At 69.2% G+C, this 22,684-nt stretch carries 23 protein-coding genes; 9 read left to right on the top strand and 14 right to left on the bottom strand.

Features of this window, described 5'->3' with window-relative positions:
* Window positions 1–111 precede the first annotated feature (111 nt).
* Window positions 112–1,065 carry an EamA family transporter RarD gene (gene rarD / locus ABZ717_RS09475; RefSeq protein WP_358507681.1) on the bottom strand — a complete coding sequence of 318 codons (954 nt, stop codon included), beginning with the start codon at window positions 1,063–1,065 and terminating at the stop codon, window positions 112–114.
* Between the two features lie 69 nt (window positions 1,066–1,134).
* Here rarD and msrA point away from each other — a divergent pair, with 69 nt between their 5' ends.
* From msrA to ABZ717_RS09460, 3 genes are all read left to right on the top strand, one after another.
* Window positions 1,135–1,800, top strand: a complete 666-nt coding sequence (gene msrA / locus ABZ717_RS09470; RefSeq protein ID WP_358507679.1) for a peptide-methionine (S)-S-oxide reductase MsrA — start codon at window positions 1,135–1,137, stop codon at window positions 1,798–1,800.
* A gap of 188 nt (window positions 1,801–1,988) precedes the next feature.
* Complete coding sequence (locus tag ABZ717_RS09465) at window positions 1,989–2,735, top strand: phosphotransferase (protein WP_358507677.1); 747 nt, start codon at window positions 1,989–1,991, stop codon at window positions 2,733–2,735.
* A gap of 402 nt (window positions 2,736–3,137) precedes the next feature.
* Window positions 3,138–4,163, top strand: coding sequence for an acyltransferase family protein (locus ABZ717_RS09460; RefSeq protein ID WP_358507675.1), 1,026 nt, complete (start codon window positions 3,138–3,140; stop codon window positions 4,161–4,163).
* A 143-nt stretch (window positions 4,164–4,306) separates the two neighbouring features.
* On the opposite strand, the gene ABZ717_RS09455 is transcribed toward ABZ717_RS09460, so the two are convergent.
* From ABZ717_RS09455 to ABZ717_RS09445, 3 genes are all read right to left on the bottom strand, one after another.
* The gene (locus tag ABZ717_RS09455; RefSeq protein ID WP_358507673.1) at window positions 4,307–5,857 is read right to left on the bottom strand and encodes a tripartite tricarboxylate transporter permease; all 1,551 of its coding nucleotides are present in this window, start codon (window positions 5,855–5,857) and stop codon (window positions 4,307–4,309) included.
* A complete protein-coding gene (locus ABZ717_RS09450; protein ID WP_358507808.1) occupies window positions 5,857–6,423 on the bottom strand; it encodes a tripartite tricarboxylate transporter TctB family protein in 567 nt (188 codons plus the stop codon). The genes ABZ717_RS09455 and ABZ717_RS09450 overlap by 1 nt, the downstream gene beginning before the upstream one ends.
* A gap of 65 nt (window positions 6,424–6,488) precedes the next feature.
* The gene (locus tag ABZ717_RS09445; RefSeq protein ID WP_358507671.1) at window positions 6,489–7,481 is read right to left on the bottom strand and encodes a tripartite tricarboxylate transporter substrate-binding protein; all 993 of its coding nucleotides are present in this window, start codon (window positions 7,479–7,481) and stop codon (window positions 6,489–6,491) included.
* A gap of 211 nt (window positions 7,482–7,692) precedes the next feature.
* On the opposite strand from ABZ717_RS09445, the gene ABZ717_RS09440 reads away from it, so the two are divergent.
* The gene (locus tag ABZ717_RS09440; protein ID WP_358507669.1) at window positions 7,693–9,357 is read left to right on the top strand and encodes a sensor histidine kinase; all 1,665 of its coding nucleotides are present in this window, start codon (window positions 7,693–7,695) and stop codon (window positions 9,355–9,357) included.
* Window positions 9,354–10,037, top strand: coding sequence for a response regulator (locus ABZ717_RS09435; RefSeq protein WP_358507667.1), 684 nt, complete (start codon window positions 9,354–9,356; stop codon window positions 10,035–10,037). Before ABZ717_RS09440 ends, ABZ717_RS09435 begins: the two co-directional genes overlap by 4 nt.
* A gap of 33 nt (window positions 10,038–10,070) precedes the next feature.
* On the opposite strand, the gene ABZ717_RS09430 is transcribed toward ABZ717_RS09435, so the two are convergent.
* Window positions 10,071–10,235, bottom strand: a complete 165-nt coding sequence (locus tag ABZ717_RS09430) for a hypothetical protein (RefSeq protein ID WP_358507666.1) — start codon at window positions 10,233–10,235, stop codon at window positions 10,071–10,073.
* Window positions 10,236–10,486: 251 nt separating this feature from the next.
* On the opposite strand from ABZ717_RS09430, the gene ABZ717_RS09425 reads away from it, so the two are divergent.
* Entirely contained in the window at window positions 10,487–12,151 is a 1,665-nt protein-coding gene (locus tag ABZ717_RS09425) for an IS200/IS605 family accessory protein TnpB-related protein (RefSeq protein WP_358507665.1), read from the top strand.
* On the opposite strand, the gene ABZ717_RS09420 is transcribed toward ABZ717_RS09425, so the two are convergent.
* Window positions 12,103–12,207 carry a hypothetical protein gene (locus tag ABZ717_RS09420; RefSeq protein WP_358507806.1) on the bottom strand — a complete coding sequence of 35 codons (105 nt, stop codon included), beginning with the start codon at window positions 12,205–12,207 and terminating at the stop codon, window positions 12,103–12,105. The genes ABZ717_RS09425 and ABZ717_RS09420 overlap by 49 nt on opposite strands.
* A 415-nt stretch (window positions 12,208–12,622) precedes the next feature.
* Between ABZ717_RS09420 and ABZ717_RS09415 the strand changes: the two genes are divergently transcribed.
* Entirely contained in the window at window positions 12,623–13,018 is a 396-nt protein-coding gene (locus ABZ717_RS09415) for a VOC family protein (protein ID WP_358507663.1), read from the top strand.
* A 28-nt stretch (window positions 13,019–13,046) separates the two neighbouring features.
* On the opposite strand, the gene ABZ717_RS09410 is transcribed toward ABZ717_RS09415, so the two are convergent.
* Both ABZ717_RS09410 and sigJ read right to left on the bottom strand, forming a co-directional pair.
* Entirely contained in the window at window positions 13,047–14,204 is a 1,158-nt protein-coding gene (locus ABZ717_RS09410) for an NAD(P)-binding protein (RefSeq protein WP_358507661.1), read from the bottom strand.
* 4 nt (window positions 14,205–14,208) lie between these two features.
* Window positions 14,209–15,117, bottom strand: a complete 909-nt coding sequence (gene sigJ, locus ABZ717_RS09405) for an RNA polymerase sigma factor SigJ (RefSeq protein ID WP_358507659.1) — start codon at window positions 15,115–15,117, stop codon at window positions 14,209–14,211.
* Between the two features lie 163 nt (window positions 15,118–15,280).
* Between sigJ and ABZ717_RS09400 the strand changes: the two genes are divergently transcribed.
* A complete protein-coding gene (locus tag ABZ717_RS09400) occupies window positions 15,281–15,820 on the top strand; it encodes a GNAT family N-acetyltransferase (protein ID WP_358507658.1) in 540 nt (179 codons plus the stop codon).
* Window positions 15,821–15,916: 96 nt separating this feature from the next.
* On the opposite strand, the gene ABZ717_RS09395 is transcribed toward ABZ717_RS09400, so the two are convergent.
* From ABZ717_RS09395 to ABZ717_RS09370, 6 genes are all read right to left on the bottom strand, one after another.
* The gene (locus ABZ717_RS09395; RefSeq protein ID WP_358507656.1) at window positions 15,917–16,129 is read right to left on the bottom strand and encodes a hypothetical protein; all 213 of its coding nucleotides are present in this window, start codon (window positions 16,127–16,129) and stop codon (window positions 15,917–15,919) included.
* A gap of 80 nt (window positions 16,130–16,209) precedes the next feature.
* On the bottom strand, window positions 16,210–16,422 hold the full coding sequence (locus tag ABZ717_RS09390) for a hypothetical protein (protein WP_358507654.1): 213 nt from the start codon (window positions 16,420–16,422) through the stop codon (window positions 16,210–16,212).
* 345 nt (window positions 16,423–16,767) lie between these two features.
* Complete coding sequence (locus ABZ717_RS09385; protein WP_358507652.1) at window positions 16,768–17,307, bottom strand: hypothetical protein; 540 nt, start codon at window positions 17,305–17,307, stop codon at window positions 16,768–16,770.
* A gap of 172 nt (window positions 17,308–17,479) precedes the next feature.
* The gene (locus ABZ717_RS09380; RefSeq protein WP_358507651.1) at window positions 17,480–18,142 is read right to left on the bottom strand and encodes an NAD(P)H-binding protein; all 663 of its coding nucleotides are present in this window, start codon (window positions 18,140–18,142) and stop codon (window positions 17,480–17,482) included.
* Between the two features lie 143 nt (window positions 18,143–18,285).
* The gene (locus tag ABZ717_RS09375) at window positions 18,286–19,365 is read right to left on the bottom strand and encodes a 2-oxoacid:ferredoxin oxidoreductase subunit beta (protein WP_358507649.1); all 1,080 of its coding nucleotides are present in this window, start codon (window positions 19,363–19,365) and stop codon (window positions 18,286–18,288) included.
* Entirely contained in the window at window positions 19,358–21,208 is a 1,851-nt protein-coding gene (locus ABZ717_RS09370; protein WP_358507647.1) for a 2-oxoacid:acceptor oxidoreductase subunit alpha, read from the bottom strand. The genes ABZ717_RS09375 and ABZ717_RS09370 overlap by 8 nt, the downstream gene beginning before the upstream one ends.
* 490 nt (window positions 21,209–21,698) lie before the next feature.
* Between ABZ717_RS09370 and ABZ717_RS09365 the strand changes: the two genes are divergently transcribed.
* Window positions 21,699–22,559, top strand: a complete 861-nt coding sequence (locus ABZ717_RS09365; protein ID WP_358507646.1) for a M48 family metalloprotease — start codon at window positions 21,699–21,701, stop codon at window positions 22,557–22,559.
* Window positions 22,560–22,684: the final 125 nt, after the last annotated feature.

Here is a 22,684-nt window from a genome sequence, read left to right as displayed (position 1 = left end):
GACCCTCCAGGGCAGGCGGCCGGTTCGGGGTGGGGGCAGAGCCCGACACCCACGACCAGACGTTAGCACAGGGTCACACAGTGTAGTTTCGGTTCGCCGGAACCGGGGAACTCATTCTCTTGGCGCGGGGGCCGGGGGAGTCGTGGGCGCGTCGGGGAGATCGCCCGCCGCGGTGCGCTCGGCGGAACGGCGACGGGACGAACGCACCTGGTCGTAGGCGAACACGCACACGGCCAGCCACACGAAACCGAAGCCCGCCCAGCGGCTCGGGGGCATCTCCTCGCCCTGGAGCAGCCAGCCGATGAGGAACATCATGGTCGGCGTGATGAACTGGAGCATCCCGATCACGCTCAACGGCACCCGGCGCGCGGCCATCCCGAACAGCAGCAGCGGCAGCGCGGTCACCAGGCCGCCCCCGATCAACAGGGCGGTGTGCCCGGGCGAGACCGAGAACGTCGTACCGGCCCCGGTGACCTCCAGGTGGATCACGTAGCCCAACGCGGGCAGGAACATCACCAGGGTCTCGATGGTCAGACTCTGCAACCCGTCCAGGCTCACGTACTTCTTCACCGCGCCGTACGCGGCGAAGGAGGAGGCCATGAGCAGGGAGAGCCACGGGGTGGAACCATAGGCGACGGTCATCACGACCACCGCCGTCGCGCCCAACCCCACGGCGACCCACTGTGCGGCGCGCAGACGCTCGGAGAAGAACACCACACCCAGGCAGACGGTCATCAGCGGGTTGATGAAGTAGGCCAAAGAGGCCTGCAGGGTCTGGGTGATGGAGACCGAGTAGATGAACCCCCACCAGTTGAGCGAGATGAGCACGGCCGCGGCGGCCACCGGCAACAGGCGCCTGGGACTGCGCAGGATGGGGAGCAGCCACGCCCAGCCCCGCCGCGCCAGCAGCAGGAAGACGCACATCGCGCCCAAGGCCCACACCATGCGGTGGGCGAGGATCTCGGCGGGTTCTGCGGCGGAGAGGAACGGCCAGTACATGGCCGCGAAGCCCCACAGGATGAAGGCGCTCGCTCCGAGGGCGACACCACGGTTGGATTCCGGCACAACGGCAATCGTAGGACGAATCGTGCCTCCTGTCGTCCCCTTTCTTGTGCCCGTGGATAGGCTGGGGACATGTTCGGTAGAAACGCCACCATGGTCGAACCCGCCCGCGCCCTTCCGGGCCGGGACACACCGATCGAGCCGCCCTTCGGTCACACGGTCCTGGGCACCTCGCTGACCCCGCCCTACCCGCAGGGCAGTGAGGTCGCCGATCTGGGCATGGGCTGTTTCTGGGGCGCCGAGCGCGTGTTCTGGCGATTGGGTGCCGAACGCGGCGTCATCACCACCGCCGTGGGCTACGCCGGCGGGTACACGCCCAACCCCACCTACGAAGAGGTGTGCTCTGGGCTGACCGGTCACACCGAGGCCGTGCGCGTGGTCTTCGACCCGAAGCTGATCTCCTACGAGGAGATCCTCAAGATCTTCTGGGAGGGCCACGACCCGACACAGGGTCTGCGCCAGGGCAACGACGTCGGCAGCCAGTACCGGTCGGCGATCTACTTCCACTCCGAGGCCCAGCAGAAGGCCGCCGAGGCCACCCGCGACGCCTTCCAGCCCGCCCTGTCCCGGTCCGGCTACGGTGCGATCACCACCGAGATCGCCCCGCTGAAGACGTTCTACTTCGCCGAGGACTACCACCAGCAGTATCTGTCCGACGCCAAGAACCCCAACGGTTACTGCGGCATCGGCGGAACCGGCGCCAGCTGCCCCATCGGTGTGGCCACCGCGGACGACTGATCCAGAGCCCGAGCGACGAAGGCCGGAGTGGAACACCCACTCCGGCCTTTTCGCGTTCTGGCGCTCCCCTCCACGGGTTCGAATGATGGTCGGCGTGCACGAGGCCGCCGGTGGGACGCGGTCAACCGCGTGATCCCAGGCGAAAAACCCGGCGACGTCGGCGATCGTCCCGGGGATACTGGTCTCCCATGGATGAGGTCGAAGTCGTCGTCGCCCATTCCGAACGTGCGACTCTGCGCGTCGGCGACGTGTTCCTGAAGGTCGACTCCGATCAGGCGCGCGTCGACGCCGAGTTCGAGGTGATGTCCCTGGCGCCGGTTCCTACCCCCGAGGTCCTGTGGCGCAAGCCGCACGTGCTCGCGACCGCCGCACTCGCGGGGACGACGCTCGGGCGCCTTGGTGGGCCGTCGACCGGGTCGCCGGCGGCGTGGGCGGCGGCGGGCGCCGCCATCCGGAAGCTGCACGACGCGCCGCCGCCCTCCCGGCTGGGACGGGCCGGTCGGAGCATCGTCGCGCTGGCGGCGGAACTCGACAAGGAGTGCGAGCTGCTCGTGACGAACGGTGTCCTGCCCGCCGACCTGGTCACCCGCAATCGCCAGGTCGCCGATGCCGCGCTCCGGCCGTGGACCCCGGCGTTCACGCACGGCGACCTACAGATCGCACACGTCTTCGTCGACGGCGACGAGGTCACGGGCATCATCGACTGGTCCGAGGCGGGCCGGGGTGACGCCCTGTACGACCTCGCGACCTTCACGCTCGGACAAGAGGAGCACCTCGACGACGTCATCGCCGGCTATGGCGCCGACATCGACCTCGACGTGATCCACGCGTGGTGGTCGTTGCGAAGCCTGCTGATAGTTCGCTGGCTGAGCGAGCACGGCTTCGACCCCTTCGAACCGGGCTGTGAGGTGGACGTGCTCAGGGCCCGGATGTGAGGCCGCGCGGGCGGAACCGATGCGGCAGCGCGATTTCTGATCCGTGCTGATATGGCCGTTTTCGACTATCGCTTTCCGGTGCCGGACTGACTCCCGCATCACCGACGCCCTGACCGACGGAGGTCCCTTCCTCCGGGCCAATGACGGAACCCACCTGCTTTCCGAGTACTGAGGCGGCACGCCGGCGCCCCGATTCGGCGGCGTGTCGGGGCGGTGATCGAAGAATTCACAGAGGGTGTCGACGACCAGGTCAGGCGGTGTACCTTGGCCTGCGGGTGACGTATCTCGAACCTATTCGGGTTGATTCCACGTATAACGAAATGGTATCGGTAGTGTGTGCGAGTAGAGACAGCCCCCGCCGGTAGACAGGCGCCCTCACAGTCCTCCTCGTCCACTTCGTGGATGGGGTTCGCCCGTGTGGCCGCGATGGCGGCGGTCATCGGCGTGCACGCCTACTCACCACTGGTGAGTACGGTCTACGCCGAACTCGGCGGCTACACATGGTGGTCCGCCAACCTCCTGGACGCGGGCACACGCTGGTGCGTCGCGGTGTTCGTGATGATCAGCGGTGCCCTGTTGCTGCGCCCGCGCGAGGAGGGCGTGGGTACCTTCTATCGCAAAAGATGGGCCAAGATCGGCATCCCGCTGGTGGCCTGGACCGCCATCTACCTGGTCTGGCAGCACTGGCGTGACGACCTGGGCACACCCGACGCCGCGACACAGGCCGCGTCGGGAGCCCCCTCGATCCACCTGTACTTCCTGTACGTCATCGCCGGCCTCTACCTGTTCACCCCGTTCTTCCGGACGGTGGTCGCGCACAGTTCGCGCACCGCGCTGTGGTGGTTCGCCGGAGCATCGTTCGGGGTGGGCGTCTTCGACCAGCTGCTGTCCCTGATCGACGGGGCGGGCGGAGTGAGCGCCGCCACCCGCTTCCTGCCGTTCCTCGGCTACTACCTGGTGGGGTGGCTGCTGCTGACCACCGAGAACAGCCCTCGCACCACCCGCTTCGGGATCGCCGCGCTCACCCTGGGCGTGGCCGGCACCGCCCTGGGCGCGGGGATCGCGGCCCAGGTGGAGGGGGAGTGGGGCGCTGGAGGCGAGTACTTCTACGCCTTCCTGTCCCCGCCGATGATCGTCGCCGGAATCGGCGCCTACCTGACGCTGCGCGCCGCCGGCGAGCGCCTGGCGGTGGCGGAGAACCCGGCGGCCCTGGCCACCAAGAACGTCGTTCGCGTGGTCTCCGGGCTGAGCTTCGGGGTCTACCTCGTACACGTCATGGTGATGTACACGCTGCGCGACCTGGGAGGCATGCCCGAGGGTTACCTGGCGCTGTTCGCGGCGGCCGGGTACGCCGTGGCCACCGCGGTGATCAGCCTGATCCTGGTGGCCATCGCCCAACGCGTCCCGCTCGTGCGCACCATCGTCTGACCCGGGACTCCTCACGGGAATGACAAAACCCCGGGGCCCGACCCCACGTCCCCATGACCGGCGGCGAACTCCATCCGACGTCTGAACGACGGTGGCCCCCGGCGGACGGACACCGGGGGCCACGAAGGGGATGGTGTGAGGGGTCAGACCCGCTCGGCCGGCTCCTCGACCTCCGCGGCACGGGCGGCGGCGCGACGTCGACGCAGGGACGCGATCAGCGGCAGTACCGCCGCGACCAGTACCAGCACGTACAGGCCGATCGAGATGCCACTGCTCACCAGGATCGACGGGTCGCCCGAGGAAGCGGCCAACGCACGACGGAACTCCGTCTCCGCGATCGGGCCCAGCACCACGCCGATGAGCGCCGGCGCCACCGGGACCCCGAACGTCCGCATGACCAGACCCAGCACCGCGACCGCCAGCAGCATCACCAGGTGCGTCACCGAGGTGTTGATCGCGTACACGGCCAGCACCGAGAACAGCGTGATGCCCGCGTACAGGTACGGCTTGGGCAGCTTCAGCAGCTTGGCCCACAGCGGAGCGAACGGCAGGTTGATCACCAGCAGCAGGACGCTGCCGATGAGCAGCGACGCCAGCAGCGTCCACACCAGGTCGGCGTTGCGCTCGAAGAGCACCGGCCCTGGCTGCAACCCGTACTGCTGGAACGCCGCCAACATGATCGCGGCCGTCGCCGACGTGGGCAGCCCCAACCCGAGCAGCGGCACCATGGTGCCCGCGGCGCTGGAGTTGTTGGCCGACTCCGGGCCGGCCACACCTTCGATGGCGCCCTGCCCGAACTCGTCCTCCTCACCCTTGCGGCGCGCGCGCCGCGCGGCGAGCTTGCGCTCCAGGCCCAGCGAAAGGAACGTGGGGATCTCCGCGCCACTGCCGGGGATCGGACCGAAGGCGCTGCCCAGCGCGGTGCCGCGCAGCCACGGCTTCCAGGAGCGGCGCAGGTCCTTGCGGCCCAGCCACGGACGCCCGGTGCGGATCGCCGCGAAGTTCGGCGCGGACTTGCCACGCGCCGCGATGTACAGCACCTCGCCCAGGGCCAGCAGACCCACGGTCACGATGACGATGTCGATGCCGTCCATCAGACCGGCGGCACCGAAGTCGAACCTGGCCGTGCCGCTCTGGGCGTCGATGCCCACCATGCCGATGGCCAGACCGATGAGCAGCGACGTCACACCGCGCAGCACCGAACCCGACACCACCGCGGCCACCGCCACGAACGAGAACACGGTCAGGGCGAAGTACTCGCCGGGACCGAAGTTGAGCGCGAACTCCACCATGACCGGCGCGAACAGCGCCACGACGAGCGTGCCGATGACACTCGCCACGAACGAACCGATCACCGCCGTGCCCAGTGCCTGCGCAGCCCTGCCGTTGAGCGCCATCTTGTGGCCCTCGTAGGTGGTGGCGATCGACGACGCCTGTCCAGGCGTGTTCAGCAGGATCGACGTGGTGGCGCCACCGAACATGCCGCCGTAGTACACACCGGCGAACAGGATGAAGGCGCTGGTCGGGTCGAGCCGGAAGGTCACCGGCAGCAGCAGGGCCACCGCCATCGCCGAGCCCATGCCCGGAAGGACGCCCACGGCGGTGCCCAACAGCACGCCGAGGAAGGCCCACATGAGGTTCTGCGGGGTCAGCGCCGCGGCCAACCCGTCCATCAGGTTGATCAAAGTGTCCATCACAGCACCAATTCCAGGAAGCCGCCCGGCAGGTTGAGCCCGAGCCCGAGCGAGAAACCGACCTGCACGGCGGCCGACATCGACAGCGCCACGATCGCGTCACGCAGATAGGCGCGTGCGCCGAACGCGTAGGCGACGACCCAGAACAACAGGGCGCCGGCGAGCAGCCAGCCCACGAGTTCCAGCAGGGCGGTGTGCACCACCAGGCCGGCGAGGACCAGCAGAACCGGTCGGCTCTCGAACCAGGCCAGTGGGGAAGCGCCCTTCCCGCTGCCCAGGTTGCGCAGGTTCACCACGCTCATGCACACGGCGGCGATCAGTAGCAGCCCGCCCACCGCGCCGGGGAAGGCGCCCGGGCCGGGACGGGTGGCGTTGGGCGGGGCCTCGATGGTGACCGCGCCCCACACGGCCACCAGGCCCAGGATCGCGGTCAGCGCGGGCACGACCCACGCCGACGGTCCCCTCCACACGGTGTTCTCGGGGTCCGGGGCAGAGGCCACCGCCTCGCTCCCGGTGTTCGTTTCCGTCTCCGGGGCCTGGACGGCGTCCGTGGTTCGAGGGGACATGGTGCCGTCGGTGGTCTCGGCCGGGTCGTCGCCCGCCGTGTTCTTCTCTTCTGTTCCGTTGGCGCTCACAGTCCCAGCTCCTCCACGGTCTCCTGGGTCAGGGCGATCTCCTCGTCCAGGAACTCCTCGAACTCCTCGCGGTCCTGGTAGGTGTCGGTCCACCGGTTGCGTTCGAGGGTGTCGGCCCAGGAGTCCGACGCCAGCAGCTCCCGCACCAGCTCCTCCAGCGCTTCGGTCTCCTCCTCGGTCAACCCGGGCGGGGCGATGACCCCGCGCCAGTTCGACATCTCCAGGTCATAGCCGAGCTCGGTCATGGTGGGGATGTCCACCCCGTCCAGACGTTCGGGTGAGGAGACCGCCAGCGCGCGTAGCGGACCGTCGTCCTCGATCTGGTCGCTGAAGTCGCCCAGGGTGCCGAACCCGATCTCCGAGGTGCCGGAGAGCAGGGAGGTCAGGGTCTCGCCGCCGCCCGAGTAGGGCAGGTAGTTGATCTCGCTCGGGGAGATGTCCAGGGACTGCGCGACCTGCGCGGCGAAGATCTGATCGACGCCGCCCATGGAGCCGCCCGCCACGGGCAGGGTGCCCGGGCGCTCGCGCCAGTCCTCGGCGAGGTCGTCGAGGGTCTCGTAGGGGGAGTCCCGCGGGACGACGATCGCGAGGTACTCCGAGGCCAGCTGGGCGATGGGGGTGGAGTCGGCCATCGTGTACGGCGACCCGGTGGTCTCCACCGCTCCCACCATGCCGAGACCGGTCATGGTCAACACGTTGTCCTGACCCTCGCGGTTCGCGGTCTGGGCCAGACCGATGGTGCCGCCGGCGCCCTCGGCGTTGCGGACCTCGACGTTGAACCGCAGGTCCTCGTCGCGCAACCCGTTCTGCATCTCGCGGGCCAAGGTGTCCCAGCCGCCGCCGGGTCCGGCAGGCGCGATGAGCAGGAGTTTCTCCTGGGCACCGTCACCGGAGGCCGCGCTCTGGCGAACGTCGTACAGCGCCGTCCCGACCAGCAGGAGGGCGCACAGCCCACCCACCAGGCGGAGCACCACGCCACTATTGCGCATGGGTCCTCTCCTTCCTTGATCGTCTGTGCACGTCCCCCGGTGCGCAGACGCAGGGGAGATCCAGGACACAGTGTGACCCGCGGCACGGAGAGATGAGGGTTTTGTTAAAACTGGCGTCATATTGGTCGTATTGTTCGTGAAGCGCGTTACGTCCCTCGACGACCTGCGCCTTCGGCCGGACCACCCGCGCTCCCCGGCCACTGGAGTACCCATGACCTCACCGCCCGCACGAAGCCGGCTCACGCTCACCGGATCCCTGTTCATCGGCTACGTGTGCCTGTTGGCGGTGGCGCTCACCGGGGTCGGAGTGCTCTGGATGCTCCAGGCCGACCGGGCGACCGACCGCCAGTACGCCGAACGCGTCCTCTCCGTGGCCCGATCCGTGGCCGTCATGCCCGCGGTGGTCGAGGGCATGCAGGGGGCCGACCCCAGCGCCGAACTGGACCCCCTCGCCGACCGTGTCGCCGCGGCCACCGGCGCGGACTTCGTGGTCCTCGCCACCCCCGACGGAACCCGCCACACCCACCCGAACAAGGACCTCATAGGTCGGACGGTCTCCACCCCGCCCGGCCCCGCGGCTCGGGGCGTGGAGTGGACCGGGGTCCAGGACGGAACCCAGGGCCGCACGGTCCGCGCCAAGGTTCCCGTCTTCTCCGAAGGCGGATCGATCAGCGGCGGTGACGCGCGGGGAGACGTCATCGGCTACGTGTCGCTGGGAATCCTCACCTCCAGCGCGGCCGGGGACGCACGCGCCGCCATCCCCGCCATCCTCGCCACGACCGTGCTCCTCCTCGCCGTGGGCGTGGTCGGTTCCTGGGCGCTGTCTCGCCGGCTGCGCGCCAAGACGCACGGGCTCGAACCCGCCGACATCACCGCGCTGCTCGAAAGCCGAGAGGCGCTCCTGCACGCCGTGCGCGAGGGTGTCCTCGCCGTCGACACCAACGACCGGGTGGTCCTGGTGAATCCGCCCGCCCGCGCCATGCTCGACCTGCCCGAGGACGCCGAAGGCCGGCACCTGGACGAACTCGACCTGCCCGAACGGGCCCGCGACATCGTCTCCGGAGTCGATCCGGGAGGAGACCTCATCCTGCTGGCCGGTGACCGTGTCCTGGTCGCCAACCGCATGCCGGTGCGCATTCGCGGCGTCGAGTCCGGGGCGGTGGTCACCCTCCGGGACCGCACCGAGGTGAACCGACTCACCGGAGAACTCGACGGAGCCCGCACCGTCACCCGAGGGTTGCGGGCCCAGACCCACGAGTTCGCCAACCGGGTGCACACCGTCGCGGGCATGCTGGAGTTGGGCGCCCACGAGGAGGCCCGCGACTACCTGGCCGACCTCACCGCCACCCATACCCGCACCACGAGCGGCGTCGCCGAACACGTGCGCGACCCGGCGCTCGCCGCCCTCACCCTGGCCAAGTCGGCGCAGGCCTCCGAGATGGGGGTCGACCTCGGCCTGTCCCCGATGACGAGTGTCCCCGAGTGCCTCCAGGGCGAACTACGATCCGACGCGCTGCTCATCCTCGGCAACCTGGTGGACAATGCCCTGGACGCGGTCGCTCATGGCGGATGGGTCGAGGTCCTGGTGCGACTGCACCGATCCGCCGACAGTGACCTGTCGCACGACCTACTGGAGATCCGGGTGATCGACTCCGGGCACGGGGTCGCGGACGACGTCGCCGAGGAGATCTTCCGATTCGGGTTCACCACCAAGGCGTCCCGGGACGGTGGAAGCAGGGGTCTGGGCCTGGCCCTGGTCAAGCAGGTCTGTGAGAGCAGAGGGGGAAGCATCGAGATGGAGGCACCCGACGCGGAGGAGGGCGCGGTCTTCACCGCCTGCCTGCCGGTCGCCACGCCGACGGGGGTGGCCGGGTGATCCGTGTCCTGGTCGTCGACGACGACGTGCGGGTGGCCCGTAACCACCAGGAGCTGGTGGAGTCGGTGCCCGAGTTCACCGTGGTCGGGGTGGCTCACACCGCCGCCGCGGCCCTGGCCCAGGTACGCGGACACCGTCCGGACCTGGTCCTGCTGGACCTGCACCTGCCCGACGGCTCGGGGATCTCGGTCATGCGCGCCCTGCGATCGGCCGGCGAACCGGGCACGCCCCAACCCGACTTCCTGATGATCACCGCCGTTCGCGACATCGCCCAGGTCCGCTCGGCGGTGCACGGCGGTGCCGTTCACTACCTGCTCAAACCCTTTCCGCTCAGCGCCCTGCGCGACCAGCTCGAACGGTTCGCGGTGGCCCGGCGGCAGATGCAGGCCCAAGGGGAGGCCACCCAGCAGGACGTGGACCGGTTGTTCGGACTGTTGCGTCCGCCCGCGGCCCGTTCCCTGCCCAAGGGCCTGACCGCGGCCACCGTCGACCTGGTCGCGGGTGTGCTGCGCGAGGCAGAGGGAGAGCTGTCCGCCGCGGAGGTGGCCGAGCGTTCCGGGGTGTCCCGGGTGACGGCCCGCCGCTACCTTGAGCACCTGTGCGCCGATGGTCGGGCGGAACTGCGCATGCGCTACGGTTCCGCCGGCCGTCCCGAACACCTCTACCGCTGGGTCGCCTGACCCCGAACGTGCCTCCCCGACGCCGCCACCGGGTCACTCGGTCGGGGGCGCCCCGCCGATGCGTTCCCGCCATGGGCCACTCGCCACGAGCCAGTGCGGGATGAGTCTCATGGGAAAGGGGGAGTCGGTCTCGAAGAGTTCCTCACCCTGACTCTGACCGATCTCCTGGTAGCCACCGTCCTCCAGACGGAACTCCACGATGCCGGGCTTCTCCGGATGGGGATTCTCATCTATTCGTGTGCGCGGTCATATGAGTGTGCGTGGACGTCCATGAGTGAACTCATCGAACCACTCCTGTCGTGAAGGGCACCGGAGCCGGATTCGAGCGGTACGCACCCTCACCCCCGGGCGGAGGAGTTTTCCGGTTCGTGCCACACCCGCCCCGGGGCGCGGCTAGCGTCGTGTTCGAGCACGGGGATCGAACGCAGTCAGGGGGTGAGGAGCGGGTGGTGGGCACCGATCAGCGGGGTTTGCGGTCGATCGCGGCCCCCTATCCGGTTCCGGGGCCCACCGGTGTGGCCGTGCGCACCCGCCTCAAGTGCCTGACCCTTCAGGATGAGAAGGTGCTGCGGCTGGTCGGTTCCCATCTGGGTTCGTTGGCCGCTGCCGATCTCAAAGCCCGCTGTGCTGATGGCCTGGACCATGACAGCCACACGTGGGCGGAGCGTAAACGCCGACTGACCCCGGAGTGCTCCTCCCGGTGGGCGGGGGCGATCACCAAGGCCACCCACGACCAGTGGGCACTGGCCCGACGCGGACAAGCCGCGCACCTGCGTTCTTTGGAAGCCGGGGCCGCGATGGTCCGGTCCCGGTTGTCGTCGCCGGTCGGGGCCAAGGGCACCAGGAAGAGGCCAGGCGGCTACCGATCCAAGCAGGAGTGGCACGCCAAGTCCCGACGCCTGGCCACCCTGCAAGACCGGCTCGCCACGGTTCGGGCCGACTTCGAGGCTGGCTTGGTGCGCGTGGTGCGTGGCGGTAAAAGTCTGTCCCGTAGCCGTCATCACCTCGATGCGGCTCAGCTCACCGAGACCGCCTGGCGTGAGCGGTGGCAAGCGGCCCGCTGGTTCCTCCAAGCCAACGGGGAAACGGGGAAGCGGTTCGGCAACGAGACGATCCGCATCACCCCGCAGGGAGAGGTGTCGATCAAACTCCCGACCCCGCTCAAGGAATGGGCGAACGCCCCGCACGGCCGATATGTGCTCTCGGGCACGGCGGTTTTCGCGCACCGTGGCCGGGAGTGGGCCGAGCGGGTGGCGGCGAATCGGGCGGTGGCCTACCGGGTGCACCTGGATGTGGAGCGTGGGCGCTGGTATGTGACCGCGTCCTGGCAGATCGTGGCGCCATCGCGGGTCCCTCTTCGGTCCGCCCTCACCGAGGGGGTGATCGGGGTGGATATGAACGCCGATCATCTGGCCGCCTGGCGTTTGGATGTGCACGGCAACCCCATCGGTGACCCGCGCCGGTTCGACTACGAGTTGTCCGGCAGCGCTTCCCATCGTGACGCCCAGGTGCGCCACGCGCTGACCCGGTTGTTGCGCTGGGCGCACGGTTGTGGTGTGAAGACGATCGCGGTCGAAGATCTGGACTTCACCACCTCCAAGTCGCGGGAGAGGCACGGCCGAAAGAAGCGGTTCCGGCAGGTCATCTCCGGTATGCCCACGGCCAGGCTGCGTGCCCGGCTGACCTCGATGGCCGATGCCACCGCGATCACGGTCATCGCCGTGGACGCGGCCTACACCTCCAGGTGGGGTGCCCAGCACTGGCAAAAACCCACCACCACCGCCAAGAGGAAGACGTCCCGGCACGATGCGGCGAGCATCGCGATCGGGCGACGCGCCCAAGGGCACCCGATCCGGCGTCGGACGGCACCGCCCCGCACCCACCAGAGTGATGAGTGTGGGCCTCGGACCGTCCAGGCCGGACCGGGCGCTCGTGGGGGTGAGGGAATCCGCCACCCGGTCACGGAGCGCGCACACGATGCGCGCACCCAGACCTTGGGGAAGGAGAACGCGGAGGACCAGCGCATCCAACACCGTTCGGGACGCGCGCAGGACCAGGGGCGGCATCAGATGTCACCCCTGCACTCTGCTGAGGAACGGTTGATGATCCAGTAGGAGGGGATCCCGAACACGGCGTACTCGTACCGTTTCGTGTGGTTGTCGCGGAGCACGCTTTCGGGGGAGAAGATCTCCACGGCCAAGAGCGGGGGAACGGTGTAGTAACCCTCCTCCGGCGGTTCCTGGCCGAAGGCCGGTGCTTACCCGGGTCTCCGTTGAGGGTGATGCCGGGGCCGTCCCCGATCTCCAGATCCTCGGGAGCATGGATGCCGAGAAGGAAACCCAGACGGTAACTCACTCGTGTGTGCAAAGGCTTGGGCACGGGCGACACGTCAAGCCTCTCGTCGACCAGTTCATACCGCCGTTCGTTGTCCAGCGTGTTCTTCAGGTCGTTCATGGGCCTCCCTCTGAGAGACCAGTATTCAGCGTCACCCTGGGTTACCGGCGGGTTTCCACAGGACGGATTCGGGTCGGTCGAACCGGGGTGGTGTGCTTCGGAGGGACGTGTCCCATCGAGGAATGTCAGTGATGGGTGTCACACTCGGGGCATGTTGGATCACCTCGGAATCCAGGTCGCCGACCCGACCGCCGCCGCCTCCTTCTACGACGCCGTCCTCGCGCCCCTGGGACACCGCCGCATGCTCCAGTTCGGGGAGGTCATCGGCTACGGCTCCGACGACCCCGCGTTCTGGATCTCGCCCAGCGAGACGGACGGCCCCCCCGCGCGAGTCCCACATCGCGTTCACCGCGGCCGACCGGGCCACCGTCGACGCCTTCTTCGCCGCCGCCGTCGAGGTCGGGGCGGAGGTCCTGCACGAACCGAAGGAGTGGCCCGAGTACCACGAGCACTACTACGGCGCCTTCGTCCGCGACCCCGACGGCAACAACGTGGAGGCCGTCTCCCACGTCCCGGCCCGGGGCTGACCGGACACCGCCGGGCCCCGGGCCGGGTTCACCGGGAGTCGGTGACGGCACGCGAGTGCCGAGCGGTGGCCAGCTCCGCGGCCCGTACCGCGCTGGTCACCGCCACCTCACCCAGCAGACCCGGTGCGGCGACCTGGTCCCCGGCCAGGTACACGCCCTCACCCCGGTCGATGGCGGGACGGTCCCGCCAGGTGGTGCCCGGCAGGTCCAGCGCCCCGGTGCGCCCCCGCGCCACCTGGTCGCGCCGCCACGTCAGCCTCTCCCGCCACTCGGGCAGTGCGGTGTCGAGCAGGACCTCCAGCCGGGCGTTCGTCTGCGCGCGGCCCTCACCCGGGCGGATCGGAAGCTGTGCCTGGACCAGGTCCTCACCCTCGGGTGCGAGCGTGGGGTCGACGACGGTGTAGCGCTCCAGGAAACCGCACTCGTCGGAGTCGAACACCAGGAACGGATCGCCGTGGCGCCGTGTCAGCCCCAGGTCCACCATCAGGGTGTGTCCGCCCTCCCAACGCAGCGTGTCGTCCCCCAACAGGGTGCGCGCCGCGTCCAAGGACGTGGCCACGACGGTCGGGCCCTGCGGAGGGGCGTCCACCCGACTCCGCGTCTCGATCCGCACGCCCATCTCCCGGGCGCGCGCGGACAGGTGTTCCACCCAGGCGCCCCAGCCCCCGATCAGGTACCGGGGCGCGGGCCATCCCGGGGTGGTGACACGTTGGAACCGGTCCCAGACGAAGGCGGCCGACAGGCGCTCCGGCTCGGCGTGGAAGAGCACGACCCCCATCATGTTGCCGACGGCTCGGGCCGACTCCGCGCCCAGGTGCTCGGTGCCCCAGGTGCCGAAGTCCACGTCGTCCGGGGCGCGTAGCCGCCGGCGGGCCGCGGCCCGGAGCACCCCGCTCGGAGGGCCGCCGATCCGCTCCCGGTACCGCCACCGGGTTCCGAGCGCGGCCCTCAACGGCAGAGCCTTCGACGGTGGGACCAGGCCGCGTCGCTCCAACCAGACGTAGGGCGCCCCGTCCGAGTACAGGACGTGCGGTCCGTCGTTGGCCACGTACGGGGGCTCGGTGGAGCGGGCCCGTCCGCCCAGCGTGGCGTGGGATTCGTACAGGGTGACCGTGGCGCCTCTCTCGGCGCCGGCGATGGCCGCGGTCAGTCCGGCGAGGCCACCGCCCACAACGTTGAGTTCCATGTCCCTAGGACGGGTCGACCACGCTCAAACGTGACAACTTGTCGGGGTTGACCAACAGATACACGTGCTGGACCCGCCCTTCGAAGACGTCCAGGGAGATCATGAGCACCGCGTCCCCGGCCGCCGAGATCAGCACCCCCGGACCGCCGTTGACCTCGGTGACCCTGATGTCCAGGGCGTCCATGCCCTCGACGCCGACCGAGGCGAGGAACCGGGTGGCGTTGCGCTCCTCGGTGACGGCCGCGAGGAAGCGACCCACCTTGTGCGCGCTGCGCAGTACCCGTAGGGGAGCCCTGGCCTTGCCACCGCTGTCGCTCACCAGGGTGGCGTCGTCGGCGAGCAGGCCCTTGAGCCCGTCCAGGTCCCCTTCCAGGCAGGCCCGGAGGAAGCGTTCGGTGATCCGCCGTCGTTCGGCCCGGTCGGCCTCGAATCGGGGTCGGCGATCCCGCACGTGGTCGCGGGCGCGTTTGGCCAACTGTCGGGTGGTGGCCTCACCCCGCCCGATGACCTGCGCGATCTGGGCGTAGGGCAGTTGGAAGGCCTCGTGCAGGACGAACACGGCACGTTCCAACGGACTCAGCGTCTCCAACACCACCATCAGGGCGAACTCCACCGAGTCGGCGAGTTCGGCCCGTTCGGCGCCGTCGGGCAGGTCGCTGACCGGTTCGGGAAGCCACTCGCCCACGTAGGACTCACGTCGGGAACCGGCCCGCCGCAACCGGTCGATGGCCACCCGCGAGACCACGGTGACCAGGTAGGCACGCGGGTCGTCGACCTCGGTGGGATCGACCCCGGACCAGCGCAGCCAGGCCTCCTGGACCACGTCCTCGGCGTCGTTGGCGCTGCCCAGGACCCGGTAGGCGACCCCGTTCAACAGGGAGCGATGCTCTTCGAAGACCTCTGTCGTCGTCATGACAGGGAAGACGTACCACCGTGCGCGGTCCGTGACACGTCCCCGTCCGATATTCTCCGAAACGCCTCTCAGACCGCGGAGAGGGACCGAACGGTGACCCCCGACCGACGCGGAACGCGCTCCAGGTCGGCGCGGTCGGTGGATTCGAGGAGGGGAAGCGTCGTTGTACCGACTGCGTGAGTGGAACCGAGGGGACGTCGACCGACTGCTGGAGGCCTTCGCCTGGGAGGAACTGGTCTGGCAGGAGCCCGGCGACCTCCCCCGAACCCCGGACCAGGCCCGAGAGTGGATCGAGTACCGGACCGAACTGGCCGGGAAGAGCGACGTCCACGGGTTCGCCGTGGTGGATGACCGGGACAAGGCGTTGGGGCACGTGCAGATCTCGGTGACCAGCCGCCGACACGAGCTGGGCTGGTTGTCCTTCTGGACGCACCCGGCGGAACAGGGACGAGGGGTCGCGACGGCCGGGGCGAGATTGGCCTCGCGCTTGGCGTTCGACCGGCTGGGCCTGTTCCGGGTGGAGGCGGGACACCGACTCGACAACCCGGGCTCGTGCCTGGCGCTGGGCCGCGCGGGGCTGCTGCCGGAGGGGACCGAGCGCGCCAAGCTGCGGTACGGCACCTCCCGTTATGACACCGCTTCGCACGCGCGCCTGGTGACCGACCCGGACACCTGGAGCCCCGAGGGGCCCTGCAAGGGCTGAACCGGTTCCGCGTGCGCGGGGCGGTGAGGGAACAGAACGCGGGGCACGGCGATGGATTCGCCGTGCCCCGCGTCGTCGCCGGAGGAGCGTGGACTACTAGTCCATGACGCTGATGCCGGAGTTGAAGTCGTTGTCGATGACGTTGCAGCCCTCGGAGCTGAAGCCCGCGAAGCTGATGACGTCGGCGCAGACGGGCACCGTGATGTTCTGGATGTCGGCGTTGTTGTCGGCCGCGGCGGTGCCGGACATGGCGCCCAGGGCGAGGCCGGTGGCGAGGATGAGACCGGAGACGGCGGTGATGCGCTTCATGGTGAGTGTTCCTTTGCGGTTCGCTGTGTGCAGGTGGTGACGGTGGCCGGATGGAGCCGACCCGGATGACTACCGGGTGATCAGTCGTCGACCGAGATGCCCGAGGTGGCGTTCCAGTCGACGACGTTGCAGCCGCTGGCGCTGACGCCGGAGGCCTTCAGGACGTCCAGGCAGATCGGGATGGTGACGTTCTGGACGTCGGCGTTGTTGTCGGCCGCGGCGGTGCCGGTGAAGGCGCCGAAGGCGAGGCCGGTGGCCAGAACGAATCCGGAAAGCTTGGCGATACGGGACATGTGAGTCACCTTTCGGAAGTACTAAAACGGGTTGGCTGCGGCCGCCGTAATTAACTTAGCGTAGCCGGATGCATGCCTGAAGTAGTTTCCGCGAAGATTCCAGAGTTTCCCCAGAGTTTCCTCGGCTTCCCGGGCGGTATGACCGACATGTCACCGCATGGAACCCCCAGTGCGTTACACAACCGAAAGCACGACTAGAACAGGCTTCTGGCGAATGCATCGGAATCCGTGGCTGTCCGCTCATCGAGAGTCATGTCGGACACGGTGCGGGGGTGCGAAGCGCATGGAACGCACAAAAAGGCCCGTACGGCGGATCCGCCGTACGGGCCCGAGGACCTGGTGGGACTACCAGCCCTGCTGGCCGTAACCCGGGTACTGCTGGCCGTAGCCGGGCTGCTGCCCGTACCCCGGCTGCTGCTGCCCGTATCCGGGGTATTGATGCTGGTCATAGCCCGGGTACTGCTGCGGCTGCTGACCGTAACCCTGGCCGTAACCCGCGTACGGGTCCGGCTGCTGCGCACCCGTGGGGTGCTGCGGGTAGGCGGCCTGCTGCCCCGTCCCGTCCTGCGGATGCTGGGGTTGTTGCGGCTGCTGGGCCTCGGCCTGCGCCGACTCCTTCGCCTTCAGCGCCTCGGCGTCGGGGCGGAAGATGAACAGGCGGGCGGCCTGGGACTCCCCGTTCTCGCTCGGGGTGATCAGGTCCAGACGCCAGCCGGCCTCCTCGATCCCCTCAAGGATGCGGGTCAGCCCTGGACGCAGCTTGCTCGAAGCCTCGTCGTAGGCGTTGACGTCCAGCTGGATGATGAACATCCGGCGCTTCTGCTGCGCGGCGACCTTGGCGTGTTCGACGACCGTGCTATCCCTGACGACCTGTGTGACGCTCATGAAAACCGTACCCATCTGCTCTGCGGAGCTGATTCACCCGTCGGGGCGTTCCCGGTCGTCCGCGTCCACCGTGGCGGGATTCCGCCGGGCTCCGAAACCATCATGCCTTCTATAGGTGCATCTGGCCACAGAGACCGAACGGATCCCCGCCCCCGCGATACGCGGTCAAGGATCAGCCGGCGGCGGCGCGGACGGCTTCGACGACGGGCGTCTCACCGTTCACCAGGTTGAGAACCCGGCCGACGGTTCCTGGTTCGTCCAAAAGTGCGACGATCACGGCGGCGACGTCGTCACGGGTCACCGTGTCGCGCTCGACCTCCTCACCCAGGTCCACCCGACCGGTTCCGGCGTCGTCGGTCAGACCTCCGGGACGCAGGATCGTCCAGTCCAGGTCGAGGTCGCGCTGACGGAGGTCGTCGTCGGCGGCCTTCTTCGCCGCCACATACGCCTTCCAGACCTCACCGGTGTCCTCCGGAACCGGCTTGTCCACGTTGATCGCCGACACCTGGACCAGGCGACGCACCCCGGCGAGGGCGGCGGCGTCGGCGGTCAGCACCGCCGCCTTGTGGTCGACGGTCTCCTTGCGCTCCGCGCCGCTGCCCGGTCCGGCGCCGGCCGCGAACACCACGGCGTCGGCGCCCATGATCTTCTCGGTCAGCTCGGTCACGGTGGCCTGCTCCAGGTCGATCACGACCGGCTCGGCCCCGGCGTCGACGATGTCCTGGGAATGGTCGGGGTTACGGATGAGGCCCACGGGGGTGTCGCCGCGGTCGGCCAACTGCCTGGCCAGTCGCAGCGCGATCTTCCCGTGTCCTCCGACGATGACGATTCGCATGGGGGCAGCGTATTGCCTTCACCCGCGGTGGACCGAGGGCCGCCCCGGACGTCGCCTGTGAACTTCTCGACGCCGTCCGGGGGAATACCGGAGCGACCTGACGATCGGCCTCGTGATCGGGCGACCACCGGGCCCCTATCCCACTAGTCCACGGTCCAGGTGTCACCGCCGGCCAGCAACGCGGCCAACTCACCGTCGCCGCGTTCGGACCGCGCGTCCTCGATCTGCTCGTTCAACAGATCGTCGTAGGTGGGCCGGCGCACGTCCCGGAACACCCCGATCGGCACGTGTTCGAAGGCCGGCCGATCCAGCCTCGACAGCGCGAACGCGTAACCCGGGTCCTCCCGGTGCGCGTCGTGGCGGATCAACCGCTCCTCACCGACCTCGGCCACGTCGACGACCTCCAGGCCGCCGAACTCGCCCGCGACCACACCGCGATCCGGCCCCAGCCGCAGCGGCTCGCCGTGCTCCATCCGCAGCAGTCTCAGGTCCCGCGAGGACGCGTCCTTCAACGGCTCGAAGGCGTCGTCGTTGAAGATCGGGCAGTTCTGGTAGATCTCCACGAACGAAGCGCCGGGGTGGTCGGCGGCGGCCCGCAGCACCGACGTCAGGTGCTTGCGGTCCGAGTCCACGGTCCGGGCCACGAACCCCGCCTCCGCGCCCAGCGCCAACGACAGCGGATTGAACGGGTGGTCCAGCGACCCCACCGGTGAGGATTTGGTGATCTTCCCGGCCTCGGAGGTGGGGGAGTACTGGCCCTTGGTGAGCCCGTAGATGCGGTTGTTGAACAGGAGGATGTTGATGTTGACGTTGCGACGCAGCGCGTGGATGAGGTGGTTGCCGCCGATCGACAGTCCGTCGCCGTCGCCGGTGATCACCCACACCGACAGGTCCGGCCGGCTCGTGGCCAACCCCGTCGCGATCGCCGGGGCGCGCCCGTGGATCGAGTGCACGCCGTACGTGCTCAGGTAGTACGGGAACCGAGAGGAGCAGCCGATCCCGGACACCATCACGATGTTCTCCCGCGGCACCCCCAGCTGCGGCAGGAACGATTGGAACGCGGCCAGGATCGCGTAGTCACCGCAGCCCGGGCACCAGCGCACCTCTTGGTCGGACTTGAAGTCCTTCATCTTGTACGGGGCGTCGGTCTTGGGCACCAGTCGCAGTCCGGCGAGGCCGTCCTCGTCGTGAACGTGCCCGGTTCCGTTCGGATTCTCAGTCACGGTCGATGACCTCCTGCAGCACACCCGCGAGCTCCTCCGCCTTGAAGGGAAGACCACGGACCTTGTTGTAACCGATGACGTCGACCAGGAAGCGGCCGCGCAGCAGCAGCGCCAGCTGGCCCAGGTTGATCTCGGGCACCACCACGCGCTCGTAGCGCCCGAGCACCTCGCCCAGGTTCGCGGGGAACGGGTTGAGGTGGCGCAGGTGGGCCTGGGCCACACGGCCGCCCGCCCGCCGTACCCGTCGCACCCCGGCGGTGATGGACCCGTAGGTGCCACCCCAGCCCAGCACGAGCACCTCCGCGTCCCCGGTGGGATCGGACACCTCCAGTTCGGGGATGTCCCGCGCGATGGCGTCGATCTTGGCCTGCCGGGTGCGGACCATGAGGTCGTGGTTGCCGGGGGTGTAGGAGATGTCGCCGCTCTGGGCGTGCTTCTCGATGCCGCCGATGCGGTGTTCCAACCCGGGCGTGCCCGGAACCGCCCACGGGCGGGCCAGGGTGTCCTCGTCGCGCAGGTAGGGCAGGTAGGTGCCGTCCGGACCGTTCGGTTCGGTGGCCAGGTCCGGTTCGATGACCGGAAGGTCCGCCACGTCCGGCAGTCGCCACGGCTCGGAGCCGTTGGCGAGGTAGCCGTCGGAGAGCACCACCACCGGCGTGCGGTACTTCACCGCCAGCCGGGTGGCCTCGATCGCCGCGTCGAAGCAGTCCGCGGGGGAGGAGGGCGCCACCACCGGGACGGGGGACTCGCCGTTGCGCCCGTACATGGCCATCAACAGGTCGGTCTGCTCGGTCTTGGTGGGCATGCCGGTGCTCGGGCCGGCCCGCTGCACGTCCACGATGAGCAGGGGGAGTTCCGTCATCACGGCCAGCCCCACGGTCTCCTGCTTGAGCACCATGCCGGGCCCGGAGGTGGTGGTCACGCCGAGCGATCCGCCGAAGGAGGCGCCCAGGGCCGCGCCCACCCCCGCGATCTCGTCCTCGGCCTGGAAGGTGCGCACCCCGAACCGCTTGTGCTTGGACAACTCGTGCAGGATGTCCGAGGCCGGGGTGATCGGGTAGGAGCCCAGGAACAGGGGGAGCCCGGAACGCTTGGACCCGGCGATGAGCCCGTAGGCCGTGGCCAGGTTCCCGGTGATGTTGCGGTAGGTACCCGAGGGCAGCCGGGCCGGTTTGATCTCGTAGGAGACCGCGAAGTCCTCCGTGGTCTCCCCGAAGTTCCACCCCGCCCGGAAGGCCTTGAGGTTGGCGTCGAGGATGTCCGGCTTGCTCGCGAACTTCGACTTCAGGAACGAGGTCGTCCCCTCCGTCGGGCGGTTGTACATCCAGGACAACAAACCCAGGGCGAACATGTTCTTCGCGCGCTGGGCGTCCTTCTTGGAGATGTCGGAATCGGCCAGGGCCGCCACCGTCATCGAGGTCAGCCCCACCGCGCTCACCTTGAACCCGTCGAGGGTCCCGTCGGTGAGCGGGTCGGAGACGTAGCCGACCTTGGTCAGACTGCGCTTGGTGAACTCGTCGGTGTTGACGATGATGGTGGCGCCCTTGGGCACGTCGCCGAGGTTGGCCTTGAGCGCGGCCGGGTTCATCGCCACCAATACGTCCGGGGCGTCCCCCGGGGTCACGATGTCGTGGTCGGCGAAGTGCAACTGGAAGCTGGAGACACCGGGAAGGGTGCCGGCCGGAGCGCGGATCTCCGCCGGGAAGTTCGGCAGGGTCGACAGGTCGTTGCCGAACGACGCGGTCTCCTGGGTGAATCGGTCACCGGTCAACTGCATGCCGTCGCCGGAGTCGCCGGCGAAGCGGATGATGACGCGGTCGAGCTGTTCGATCTGTTTGGCCACTGAGATCGACGACCTCCTCGGTGAGCCGCCGGTCGTGGAGGCGGCGGCGCTCGGGTGTTCCACCCCCGGCCGGACCGCACCGTCGCGGGCCGGATGCCATGGTCGGGGGCGGGGACTTCGGTCGTGGCCCCCACACGCGCCGGGTGCGCCAACCCGGTGCGGCGTGTGCGGTGCGGGTACCGCGGCCGGATCGCGCGTGGCTGCCGACCTTCGACGACACGGCCCACCACCCACCACGAGGACGGAGTTCTTCCGTCCCCTCGGTGCGCGTAGTGACGAGGACCACGTTCGCACTATAGGTCGTCGATGCCGGTCGGAGGCCGGGCGGGTGGCGATTGTCACACACGCCCGTTCGGCCCGTGTTCGCGCGCTGATGGCGCGGACCGCGACACCGACCGGTCACATGGGGAACGCGAGACGCCGACCCGCACGTTTGTCACCATGTACGCATCAAAAGCCGGACACCGGCGAACACCGGAAGGGAGGGCGCGTGCACGTCAACGCGGTCCGCGCGGTCGGCCTGTTCGCCGGAGCCTCGGCGCTCATCGTCGTGGTCGGCTGGTTCTGCGGTGCCCAGAAGGGCGTCCAGATCGCGATCGCCCTGGTGCTGTGCGCGGGGATCCTCGTCTACCTGTTCGGGGAATCCCTGGCGTTGCGGGCGATGCGGGCCCGACCGGTCAGCGAGATCGAGCGCCCGGAGCTGTATCGGATCGTTCGGGAACTGGCCACGGCCGCCAAGCAGCCGATGCCGAAGTTGTACCTGGCGCCGGTGCGCACGCCCAACGCCTTCGCCACCGGGGGCAGTCCGCGCCGGGCGTCCCTGTGCTGCACGACCGGGTTGCTGCGCGTCCTCGACGAACGTGAGCTGCGCGGCGTGATCGCCCACGAGTTGGCGCACATCCGCTCGCACGACACACTGCTCAGCTCGGTCGCGGCGACCTTGACCACCCTCATCACCGCGCTCACCCTCGTGACCTTCCTGCTGCCGTTGGGGGAGTCCGAGGAGACGGACATGCCCAACCTCCTGGGAGGGCTGATGCTGGCCGTGCTGGCGCCGCTCGCGGGCGTGGTCGTCTACTGCGGCGTGGGACGGGCCCGAGAGTTCCGTGCCGACGAGCACGCCGCCGAACTCACCGGGGACCCGTTGGGGCTCGCCGACGCGCTGCGCAAGCTGGAGTCCGGCAACCGGGCCCACCCGCTGCCACGGGAGCGGGTGCTGTTGGCCACGGCGCACCTGATGACGACCAACCCGTTTCCCGGGCCGGTGGGCCGGTTGTTCTCGGCGCACCCACCGATCGCCGAGCGGATCCGACGCCTGCGCGAGCTGCGCCGCAAGTGGGACCTGGGCTGAACACGACGACGGCCGCCCGCCGATGGCGGGCCGCGATCTGGACCCCGGCCTGGCCGGGGCGTTGGCGAACATGGCCGGCCCTCACATGCAGCCCACCGAGGATCACCGGGTTGGGGCGGGCCTTG

The organism is Nocardiopsis sp. NPDC006832 (assembly GCF_040635885.1).
Lineage (GTDB): Bacteria > Actinomycetota > Actinomycetes > Streptosporangiales > Streptosporangiaceae > Nocardiopsis.
Note: the sequence above shows the minus strand (reverse complement) of the source record. Positions and strands in the feature narration are given on the sequence as shown.

Coding starts and splice junctions, on each gene's coding strand:
- msrA (WP_358507679.1), top strand. CDS start 1,135: ATGTTCGGTAGAAACGCCACCATGGTCGAACCCGCCCGCGCCCTTCCG.
- ABZ717_RS09465 (WP_358507677.1), top strand. CDS start 1,989: ATGGATGAGGTCGAAGTCGTCGTCGCCCATTCCGAACGTGCGACTCTG.
- ABZ717_RS09460 (WP_358507675.1), top strand. CDS start 3,138: ATGGGGTTCGCCCGTGTGGCCGCGATGGCGGCGGTCATCGGCGTGCAC.
- ABZ717_RS09455 (WP_358507673.1), bottom strand. CDS start 5,857: ATGGACACTTTGATCAACCTGATGGACGGGTTGGCCGCGGCGCTGACC.
- ABZ717_RS09450 (WP_358507808.1), bottom strand. CDS start 6,423: ATGTCCCCTCGAACCACGGACGCCGTCCAGGCCCCGGAGACGGAAACG.
- ABZ717_RS09445 (WP_358507671.1), bottom strand. CDS start 7,481: ATGCGCAATAGTGGCGTGGTGCTCCGCCTGGTGGGTGGGCTGTGCGCC.
- ABZ717_RS09440 (WP_358507669.1), top strand. CDS start 7,693: ATGACCTCACCGCCCGCACGAAGCCGGCTCACGCTCACCGGATCCCTG.
- ABZ717_RS09415 (WP_358507663.1), top strand. CDS start 12,623: ATGGGTGTCACACTCGGGGCATGTTGGATCACCTCGGAATCCAGGTCG.
- ABZ717_RS09410 (WP_358507661.1), bottom strand. CDS start 14,204: ATGGAACTCAACGTTGTGGGCGGTGGCCTCGCCGGACTGACCGCGGCC.
- sigJ (WP_358507659.1), bottom strand. CDS start 15,117: ATGACGACGACAGAGGTCTTCGAAGAGCATCGCTCCCTGTTGAACGGG.
- ABZ717_RS09395 (WP_358507656.1), bottom strand. CDS start 16,129: ATGAAGCGCATCACCGCCGTCTCCGGTCTCATCCTCGCCACCGGCCTC.
- ABZ717_RS09390 (WP_358507654.1), bottom strand. CDS start 16,422: ATGTCCCGTATCGCCAAGCTTTCCGGATTCGTTCTGGCCACCGGCCTC.
- ABZ717_RS09385 (WP_358507652.1), bottom strand. CDS start 17,307: ATGAGCGTCACACAGGTCGTCAGGGATAGCACGGTCGTCGAACACGCC.
- ABZ717_RS09380 (WP_358507651.1), bottom strand. CDS start 18,142: ATGCGAATCGTCATCGTCGGAGGACACGGGAAGATCGCGCTGCGACTG.